This is a genomic window from Kytococcus sp. HMSC28H12 (genome assembly GCF_001816045.1).
Lineage (GTDB): Bacteria > Actinomycetota > Actinomycetes > Actinomycetales > Dermatophilaceae > Kytococcus > Kytococcus schroeteri.
This window is the reverse complement of sequence record NZ_KV824389.1, coordinates 1-9142: the sequence shown is the minus strand read 5'-3', so window position 1 is coordinate 9142 and position 9142 is coordinate 1. Positions and strand designations below refer to the sequence as shown.

The following is a 9142-nucleotide window of genomic DNA, read 5'->3' as shown; positions in this document are numbered from 1 at the left end:
GCACCGGTGCGGTGCTCGTGGTGGGGGAGTGCTGAGACCGGCACCGGTGCCGGTCTCACCCGGCCCCCTCAGCAGGTGGCGGCGGCCAGCGCCAGGGCGAGCGCCCCGCCGAAGCGGGTCTCGCGCTCCTGTGCGCTCATGTCCGCCGAGCCGTCCACGAGGTGGTCGCTCACCGTGAGCACCGCCAGCGCCTGCCGCCCGAACTCGTTGGCCACGCCGTAGAGCGCCGCGGCCTCCATCTCCACACCGAGGGTCCCGTGGGCGCGCAGGCCCTCGATCATCCCCGGCACCGTCCAGTAGAAGTGGTCCTTGCTCACGATCGGCCCGGTCAGCACCGAGCCCTCGGTCACCTGGTCGCGGGCGGCCCACGCGGCGGCGGCGAGCTCGAAGCTGGCCGTGGCGGAGAAGTTGATCCCCGGCACCCGGTGCTGGTTCATCGCCGAGTCGGTGTGCGCCCCGGTGCCGATGATCACGTCACCCACGGCCACACCCTCGGCGATGCCGCCGCAGGTGCCCACGCGGATGATCCGCTGCACGCCGTACTCGCGGAAGAGCTCGGTGGCGTAGATGGTCGCGCTCGGCTGGCCCATGCCCGAGCCCATCACCGACAGCGGGTGCTGGACCCCGTCCACCTCGACGGTCCCGGTGAAACCGAGCATGCCGCGCACGTCGGTCACGAGGCGGGCGTCCGGCATGAGCGCGTGCGCGATTCGCTCGGCGCGGCGGGGGTCGCCGGGCATGAGCACGGCGGGGGCGAAGTCGTCGGGTCCGGCGGAGATGTGGGGAGTGGCCATGCCCTGATTGTGGCAGCCCGTAGAATCGGGCGGGTGTTCAACAGCCTCTCCGATCGCCTCACCCAGACCTTCGGCAACCTGAAGCGCAAGGGCAAGCTCACCGAGTCCGACGTCAACGCGACGGTCCGCGACATCCGGCTGGCCCTGCTCGACGCCGACGTGGCCCTGCCGGTGGTGAAGCAGTTCACCCGCGTCATCCGCGAGCGGGCCACCGGTGCGGAGGTCTCCGAGGCGCTCAACCCGGCCCAGCAGGTCGTGAAGATCGTCAACGAGGAGCTCGTCGACATCCTCGGTGGCGAGACGCGCACCATCCGCTTCGCCAAGCGCCCGCCGACGGTGATCATGCTCGCCGGTCTGCAGGGTTCCGGTAAGACCACCCTGGCCGGCAAGCTCGGCAAGTGGCTCAAGGACCAGGGGCACACCCCGCTGCTGGTGGCCTGTGACCTGCAGCGCCCCAACGCGGTGAACCAGCTGGAGATCGTCGGTGAGCGCGCCGGTGTGCCGGTGTACGCCCCGGAGAAGGGCAACGTCTACGGCCACGACGCCGCGCTGGAGAGCGGTGAGGGCACGCGCTCCTTCGGTGACCCGGTGGAGGTGGCCCGCCGCGGTGTGGCCCAGGGTCAGGCCCGCCAGCACGACGTGGTCATCATCGACACCGCCGGCCGTCTGGCGGTGGATGAGGAGCTCATGCAGCAGGCCGCGGACATCCGCGCCGCGGTGAACCCCGAGGAGGTGCTGTTCGTCATCGACGCGATGATCGGACAGGCCGCCATCGACACCGCCATGGCCTTCGACAAGGGCGTCGACTTCACCGGTGTGGTGCTCTCCAAGCTCGATGGTGACGCGCGCGGTGGTGCCGCCCTCTCGGTGGCCTCGGTCACCGGCAAGCCGGTCATGTTCGCCTCCACCGGTGAGCAGACCAAGGACTTCGAGGTCTTCCACCCCGACCGCATGGCCTCCCGCATCCTCGACATGGGTGACGTGCTCACCCTCATCGAGCAGGCCGAGCGCGCCTTCGACCGCTCGCAGGCCGCGGAGATGTCGCGGAAGTTCATGTCCGACGAGGACTTCACCTTCGACGACTTCCTGCAGCAGATGGCCGCCATCAAGAAGATGGGCAATCTCAAGCAGTTGCTGGGCATGATGCCGGGCATGGGCCAGATGCGGGCCCAGATCGAGGCCCTCGACGAGCGCGAGTTCGACCGGGTGGAGGCCATGGTGCAGTCCATGACGCCCTTCGAGCGCTCGCACCCCAAGCAGATCAACGGCTCGCGCCGCGCCCGCATCGCCAAGGGTTCGGGCGTGACCGTCTCCGAGGTGAACCAGCTCATCGAGCGCTTCACCGCCGCCCAGAAGATGATGAAGCAGTTCAAGAAGGGCGGCGGGATGCCCGGCATGCCGGGGATGGGGGGCATGCCCGGCATGGGCTCGATGCCGGGTGGTGCCGGCGGCAAGGGCAAGAAGGGTGCGAAGGGCAAGAACCAGCGCTCCAAGGCCAAGTCCGGCAACCCCGCCAAGCGCGCCCAGCAGGAGGCCGCGGCCGCTCGCAAGGCCGAGGAGGCCCAGCAGCGCCGTCTCGACGAGATGTTCGGCGGCGGCGGGGCCGAGGAGGCCGCGCCGCAGAAGAAGTCGGCCTTCGGCGGGCTCGGCGCCGTGGCCGGTGGCCACGGCGGCGGTCTGGGGGCCCTGGCCGAGGGGAACGGGTCCGGCAAGGACTCCGGCAAGGAGGCGACGGGCACGGGTCAGGGCGACCAGGGCCTGGGTGACCTGCAGCTGCCCAAGGGCTTCGAGAAGTTCCTCGGCGGCGGGGGCCACGGCAAGGGCTGACCGCCCGCCCCACCGCGTCGGCCCCCCTACCTCGTGACGCCCCCGCACCGCGGGGGCGTCACGGCGTACGGTGAGCCCATGAGTGCCCCCGCGCAGCCCGTCCTCCACCTCACCGGCCAGGTCATCTGCGGCCCCGAGGAGGTGCACCCCGAGGCGTGGGTGGTCGACGGCCACCTCACCTTCGAGCGGCCCCCGGCCTCGCTGGAGGTCGAGCGCCTCGAGGGCTACGTGCTGCCTGGCCTCGTGGACGCCCACTGCCACGTGGGCCTGGAGGCCGAGGGGGGAGTGACGCCCGAGCGTGCCGAGGAGCACGCCGTCACCGACCGCGAGGCCGGGGCCCTGCTGCTGCGCGATGCCGGGTCGCCGGTGGACACCTCCTGGATCCACGACCGCGAGGACCTGCCCCGCCTGGTGCGTGCCGGCCGCCACATCGCCCGGCCCAAGCGCTACATCCGCAACTTCGCCCACGAGATCGAGCCCGACCAGCTCGTGGAGTACGTGCGGGCCGAGGCGCGGGCCGGTGACGGCTGGGTGAAGCTCGTGGGCGACTGGATCGACCGCGAGGTAGGCGACCTGCGCCCCCTGTGGCCGGTGGAGGTGCTCACCGAGGCGATCGCCGCCGCCCACGAGGAGGGCGCGCGAGTGACGGCGCACTGCTTCGCCGAGCAGTCGCTGCTGGACTTCGCCGCCGCGGGCACGGACTGCATCGAGCACGCCACCGGGCTCACCGAGGAGACGGTGCGGATCTTCGCCGAGCAGGACATCGCCATCGTGCCCACGCTGGTGAACATCGAGAACTTCCCCGCCTTCGCCGAGGCCGGGCAGGCCAAGTTCCCCGCGTACGCCGCGCACATGCGCGACCTCTACGCGCGCCGCTTCGAGACCGTCGGCCTGGCCCGGGAGGCCGGGGTGCGCATCTACGCCGGCACCGATGCCGGGGGCCAGCTGCCGCACGGCCTCATCGCCCGCGAGGTGGAGGCGATGCTGCAGGTGGGCATGACCCCCACCGAGGCCATCGGTGCCGCCACCTGGGAGGCCCGCGAGTGGCTGGGCCACGAGGGCCTCACCGAGGGAGCGAGCGCCGACGTGGTGGTGTACACCAACGACCCGCGGCGCGACGTGCGCGCCCTGGCCGCGCCGGCCCACGTGGTGCTGCGGGGCGTGCGCCACGGTGGCTGAGCCTCCCGTGCTGCCGTCGCACACGCCCACCCACCGCCTGGTGGCCACCGATGGCGAGCTCGTGGCCGCCACGCTCGTGCCGCAGGACGAGGCGGAGTACACGGTGGCCGGGGACGCCTCGGCCGCACGCGTCGGCCGGTTCAACCCGGTGGTGCCCGGCGACTTCCGGGCGCGCCTGGCGGCCCAGGGGGAGTCCCAGCGGATGGTGCTGGTGCGCCTGCGCGACCCGCAGCAGGCCGCCGAGGACCTGGCCGGGCAGGGGCGGTGGCCCGGGACCGACCGTCCGGGCTGCACGCCGGACGGTCGACCGCTCCACGGCGTCGTGGCCCGGGTCAACGTCATGAACACGGTGCGGGGCCGCTTCCAGAGCGCCGCCCTGGGCTACGACGCCCTCGACCCCTGGGCGGGGACGGGGCTGTTCACTCGGGCGCTGCGGCTGGTGGTGGACCTCGCGTTCACCCCGGTGGCCCCGGACCCGGGACCCGGTGGCGGCCCCACGGGCGGTTTCGGCCTGCACCGGGTGGAGGCCAACGTGCAGCCGGACAACGCGGCCAGCCTGCGGGTGCTGCAGAAGGTGGGCTTCCGGCGCGAGGGCCTGGTGGAACGGATGCTGTACGTCCCGGGCCCGGACGGCTCGGAGGCCTGGCGCGACCACGTGGCCCACGGCCTCACGGTGGAGGAGTGGGCGCCGCGCCGGTGAGGCCCGGGTTGGGCGGGCGCGGAGGCGTCTGGCATCATTGGCCGGTACTCGCTGTGTGCCGGACCCTCTCACCGGCACGGAGCAAGTCCCGGGCGTCGGGCGTCACCGTGACCCCACCGGATGGCCCCCGGACCCCACCCGATTCGAAACAGGAGTTCCACTCACGTGGCAGTCAAGATCCGACTGAAGCGCATGGGCAAGATCCGTGCACCGTTCTACCGCGTCGTCGTCATGGACTCGCGCCAGAAGCGCGATGGCCGCGCGATCGAGGAGATCGGTCTGTACCACCCGACCGAGGAGCCCTCGCGCATCGAGATCGACTCCGAGCGCGCGCAGTACTGGCTCGGCGTCGGCGCGCAGCCGACCGAGCAGGTCGAGGCGCTGCTGAAGGTCACCGGCGACTGGGCCAAGTTCAAGGGTGAGGGCGACGCCGCCACCCTGAAGACCCGCGAGGCCAAGCCCTCCAAGCAGGAGCTCTTCGAGCAGGCGCTCAAGGACGCGGAGAACGCCCCGGCGACCGCGCCCACCCCCAAGAAGAAGAAGGCCGAGGAGGCCGCCGAGGCCCCCGCCGAGGACACCAAGGCCGACGAGGCCTGATCGTGCTCACCGAGGCGCTCGACCACTTGGTCCGCGGCATCGTCGACCACGACGAGGACGTCCACGTGACGACCGTCGAGGGACGACGCGGCGAGACCCTCCAGGTCCGGGTCCACCCCGACGACCTGGGGCGGGTGATCGGTCGCTCCGGCCGGACCGCGCGTGCCCTGCGCACCGTGGTCCAGGCACTGGCCGGCGAGCGGCGCCAGGTGCGGGTCGACATCGTCGACACCGACCGGCCCTGACCCGGCACCACACCGACGTGTGACGCGTGGCCCGGTACCTTCGCGGTACCGGGCCACGCGCGCGCCCGGACCCTGTGGCGTGAGCACCGCCGCGTGCCGGCCCCGGACCACCCGACCACGACCCAGCCCACCGCGCCGGACCCACCGAGGACGACATGGCACAGCACAGCAACCGCGAGCGCGGCACCATCCCCGAGGGCATGGTGCGTCTGGCCCGCATCGGCAAGCCCCACGCCCTGCGCGGTGAGGTGACCGTGCAGCTGCACACCGACGAGCCGGAGGTCCGGTTCGCCGTGGGGGAGCGCATCGCCACCGTGCCGGCCGAGGAGGGCCCCCTCACCGTGGCCTCGCGCCGGGTGCACCAGGGCGTCACCCTGCTCGGCTTCGAGGAGGTCACCGACCGCACCGGTGCCGAGGGGCTGCGCGGCGTGGTGCTCGTGGCCGCCGCGGAGGCCGACCCCGACGACGAGGGCTTCTACCCCGAGGACCTGCGCGGCCTGCGTGCCGTCGACGCCGAGGGCGCCCCGCTCGGCACGGTGAAGGGCCTCCACCTGCGCCCGGCCCAGGACCTGCTGGAGCTCACCACCACCGCCGGGCACGAGGTGCTCGTGCCGTTCGTGGCCGAGCTGGTGCCCGAGGTCGACCTCGAGGAGGGCGTCGTGGTGGTCACCGCGCCCGCCGGTCTGCTGGAGCCGCTCGACTGATGCCGGCCACCCGCACCCCGCTCACCGCGGCCGCCCCGCAGGAGGCCGCGTCCGAGGCTCCGCGCGCCGCGCTGCGCATCGACGTCGTCTCGATCTTCCCCGAGTACCTCGCTCCGCTGGACCTCAGCCTCATCGGCAAGGCGCAGCGCGACGGCCTGCTCGAGGTGCACACCCACGACCTGCGCGCCTTCACCCACGACCGCCACCGCACTGTGGACGCCACTCCCTACGGCGGCGGCGCCGGCATGGTCATGAAGCCCGAGCCGTGGGGGGAGGCACTCGACCACGTGCTGGCCAGCGACCCCACGCGCACCCCGGTGCTCGTGGTGCCCGGCCCCGGCGGTGACCGCTTCACCCAGCCCGTGGCCCGCGAGCTCGCCGGCGCCGACTGGCTGGTGTTCGCCTGCGGTCGCTACGAGGGCATCGACGAGCGCGTGGTGCTGGAGTACTCCCGGCGCGTGGACCTGCGCGTCCTCTCCCTGGGCGACTACGTGCTCAACGGCGGCGAGGTGGCCGTGCTGGCCATGACCGAGGCCATCGCACGCCTCGTGCCGGGCGTCATCGGCAACGCCGAGTCGCTCGTGGAGGAGTCCCACGAGGACGGGCTGTTGGAGTACCCCGTGTTCACCAAGCCGGCCTCCTGGCGCGGCCACGACGTGCCGGACGTGCTGCTCTCGGGCAACCACGCCCGCATCGCCGCCTGGCGCCACGAGCAGAGGGTGACTCGCACCGCCGCGCGGCGACCTGACATGCTGGCCGGCGATCTGGACCACTAGGCCTCGATGACGCGGGGCCGGGAGGGAGCGCCCGTGGAGGCCCTGCAGGAACGGCTCGTCGCAGCCGGAGAGTGGATCTGGGGACCGATGGTCCCCGTGGTGCTGTTGGCGGGGGTGGTGTTCACTGTCATCACCCGTGGCGTGCAGCTCACGATGCTGCCGGAGATGTTCCGGACGCTGCTGGACCCACCGCTCAAGGACGAGCACGGCAACGACCGTAGCGTCTCCACCCTCGCGGCCTTCTCGATCTCTGCGGCCGGCCGCATCGGCACCGCCAACGTGGCCGGCGTGGCCACGGCCGTGGCCCTGGGTGGCGCCGGTGCCGTCTTCTGGATGTGGGTGACCGCCCTGCTGGGCGCCGCCACCGCCTTCGTGGAGTCCACCGTCGCCCAGCTGTACAAGGTGCGCGACGGCGACGCCTACCGCGGTGGCGGGGCGGTGACCTACGAGAAGGCGCTCGGCTCGCGGGCCGGCGGTGTCCTCTTCGCCGTGATGGTGCTCGTGTGCGCCGGCATCTCGTTCAACATGCTTCAGGCCAACACCGTCACGCAGGCCGTGGTGAACTCCGCCGGTGACAACGGCGGGACCACGCTCAAGTGGGTGAGCGCCGCCGTCGTGGCCGCCCTGACCGCCGCCGTCGTGCTCGGCGGCGTGCGCCGCATCGGCAAGGTGACCGAGTGGATGGTGCCGTTCATGGCCGCCGCCTACCTGGTGCTCGGCGGCGTCATCGTCGTCACGAACGTCCAGCACGTCCCGGAGGTGTTCGGCGAGATCTTCGGGCAGGCCTTCGGCGTGCGCGAGGCCGTGGCCGGCGCCTTCGGCACCATGGTGCTGCAGGGCGTGCGCCGCGCGATGTTCTCCAACGAGGCCGGTATGGGCCTGGGTGGCCACGCGGCCGCCTCGGCCTCGGTCTCCCACCCGGTCAAGCAGGGCTTCGCCCAGGTGCTGGGCGTGTACCTCGACACCCTGGTGGTCTGCTCCATCACGGCGTTCATCGTGCTCTCGGCCAACCCGCTGCTGGGTGGCCAGCCCGATGCCGAGGGCGTCACCATCGCCAACGACAGCGTGGTCGACGCCGTGGGCAGCTGGGGCGGCGTGGTGCTCGGCGCCATCCTCGTGGTGCTGGCCTACTCCTCGGTGCTCGCGGACTACTACTACGGCGAGTCCAACGTGCACTACCTGACCCGCAACAAGGCCGTGCACAAGGCCTTCGGCGTGGTCTTCGTCGTGCTCACCTTCCTGGGAGGCGTGCTCGAGCCGACCCTGCTGTGGACGCTGGCCGACGTGCTCTTCCCGCTGCTGGCGCTGCTCACCATCGGGTCGCTGCTCGTGCTCTCCCCGAAGGCCGGCTGGCTGCTGCAGGACTACCGCCGCCAGCGCCGCGAGGGGCGTCAGCCGGTCTTCACGGCCGACCGTGCCCCGCGCAGCTGGAAGGGCGTCACCGCCTGGGCGCCGGAGGACGCGATGGACCACGACCAGGCGCAGGCCTACCGGCGGGAGCACGGACTGGCCGGGACTGCCGCACCTGTGGCAGACTGAGCCGCTGCCGACCGGCCCGACAGGCCCCTGCCGCAGGGGGGAGAAGCTCCGGGCACCACGCTCGGCGAATCCACGTAGCGACCACGGGAGACCGTGGTGACCCAGTGGCCGTGACCTGCGCGCACGCCACGGAAAGCGACACGCATCATGCAGAAGCTCGACTTCGTCGACGCCGCCAGCCTCCGCGACGACATCCCGGAGTTCCGCGCCGGTGACACGATCAACGTGCACGTCAAGGTCATCGAGGGCAACCGCACCCGTACCCAGGTCTTCAAGGGCATCGTGATCCGTCGTCACGGCCGCGGCGTGGGCGAGACCTACACCGTGCGCAAGGTGTCCTTCGGCATCGGTGTGGAGCGCACCTTCCCGGTGCACTCCCCGGTGGTGGAGAAGGTGGAGGTGCTGACCCGCGGTGACGTGCGTCGCGCCAAGCTGTACTACCTGCGCGACCTGCGCGGCAAGGCTGCCCGCATCCGCGAGAAGCGCGAGGACGTCAAGGCCTGATCCGGCGGGCACCCGTCCCTCCGGTCGCCGTGAGCGCCCTGCCCGAGCCGTCCTCGTCCCTGCGACGAGGGCGGCTCCGGCGTGTCCGGGGCCCCGAGGGGAACCGGCCCGGGGGCTCGCCATGGCGACGGGCCGGGTGGGCCCTGTTGGCCCTGGCCCTCGTCGCCGCCCTCGTGCTGGCCACGTCGGTGCGCACCTACCGGGTGAACGGGCCCTCGATGGAGCCGGGCCTCGCGGCGGGCGACCTCGTGGTCGGCACCGTCGTGGGCGGGCTCGG

Annotated in this window: 9 protein-coding genes and 1 pseudogene; 9 read left to right on the top strand and 1 reads right to left on the bottom strand. The window is 72.4% G+C overall.

Annotation, left to right across the window (positions count from 1 at the left end; all coding sequences use genetic code 11):
• Positions 1-68: 68 nt before the first annotated feature.
• The gene (locus HMPREF3099_RS04830; RefSeq protein ID WP_070704711.1) at positions 69-794 is read right to left on the bottom strand and encodes a purine-nucleoside phosphorylase; all 726 of its coding nucleotides are present in this window, start codon (positions 792-794) and stop codon (positions 69-71) included.
• A gap of 33 nt (positions 795-827) precedes the next feature.
• Between HMPREF3099_RS04830 and ffh the strand changes: the two genes are divergently transcribed.
• The 9 genes and pseudogenes from ffh to rplS all read left to right on the top strand — a co-directional run bounded on the left by ffh (position 828) and on the right by rplS (position 8865).
• A complete protein-coding gene (gene ffh / locus HMPREF3099_RS04825; protein ID WP_070704709.1) occupies positions 828-2621 on the top strand; it encodes a signal recognition particle protein in 1794 nt (597 codons plus the stop codon).
• Between the two features lie 78 nt (positions 2622-2699).
• Positions 2700-3800 (top strand): amidohydrolase family protein, encoded by a 1101-nt coding sequence (locus HMPREF3099_RS04820; protein ID WP_070704707.1) that lies wholly within the window; start codon positions 2700-2702, stop codon positions 3798-3800.
• Positions 3801-3807: 7 nt separating this feature from the next.
• Positions 3808-4500, top strand: coding sequence for a GNAT family N-acetyltransferase (locus HMPREF3099_RS04815; RefSeq protein ID WP_070704705.1), 693 nt, complete (start codon positions 3808-3810; stop codon positions 4498-4500).
• A gap of 165 nt (positions 4501-4665) precedes the next feature.
• The gene (gene rpsP / locus HMPREF3099_RS04810; protein WP_070704703.1) at positions 4666-5097 is read left to right on the top strand and encodes a 30S ribosomal protein S16; all 432 of its coding nucleotides are present in this window, start codon (positions 4666-4668) and stop codon (positions 5095-5097) included.
• 2 nt (positions 5098-5099) lie between these two features.
• Positions 5100-5342 (top strand): RNA-binding protein, encoded by a 243-nt coding sequence (locus HMPREF3099_RS04805; RefSeq protein WP_070704700.1) that lies wholly within the window; start codon positions 5100-5102, stop codon positions 5340-5342.
• A 155-nt stretch (positions 5343-5497) separates the two neighbouring features.
• On the top strand, positions 5498-6046 hold the full coding sequence (rimM, locus tag HMPREF3099_RS04800; protein WP_070704697.1) for a ribosome maturation factor RimM: 549 nt from the start codon (positions 5498-5500) through the stop codon (positions 6044-6046).
• Positions 6047-6117: 71 nt separating this feature from the next.
• Positions 6118-6801: pseudogene (trmD, locus tag HMPREF3099_RS04795) on the top strand (tRNA (guanosine(37)-N1)-methyltransferase TrmD); the annotation flags it as partial.
• Between the two features lie 54 nt (positions 6802-6855).
• A complete protein-coding gene (locus HMPREF3099_RS04790; RefSeq protein ID WP_070704694.1) occupies positions 6856-8361 on the top strand; it encodes an alanine/glycine:cation symporter family protein in 1506 nt (501 codons plus the stop codon).
• Positions 8362-8508: 147 nt separating this feature from the next.
• Positions 8509-8865 carry a 50S ribosomal protein L19 gene (gene rplS, locus HMPREF3099_RS04785; RefSeq protein WP_070704691.1) on the top strand — a complete coding sequence of 119 codons (357 nt, stop codon included), beginning with the start codon at positions 8509-8511 and terminating at the stop codon, positions 8863-8865.
• Positions 8866-9142: the final 277 nt, after the last annotated feature.

What these genes read in the sequence shown, in the direction of transcription:
- HMPREF3099_RS04830 (WP_070704711.1), bottom strand. Translation starts at nt 794, where the DNA reads ATGGCCACTCCCCACATCTCCGCCGGACCCGACGACTTCGCCCCCGCC.
- HMPREF3099_RS04820 (WP_070704707.1), top strand. Translation starts at nt 2,700, where the DNA reads ATGAGTGCCCCCGCGCAGCCCGTCCTCCACCTCACCGGCCAGGTCATC.
- rimM (WP_070704697.1), top strand. Translation starts at nt 5,498, where the DNA reads ATGGCACAGCACAGCAACCGCGAGCGCGGCACCATCCCCGAGGGCATG.
- rplS (WP_070704691.1), top strand. Translation starts at nt 8,509, where the DNA reads ATGCAGAAGCTCGACTTCGTCGACGCCGCCAGCCTCCGCGACGACATC.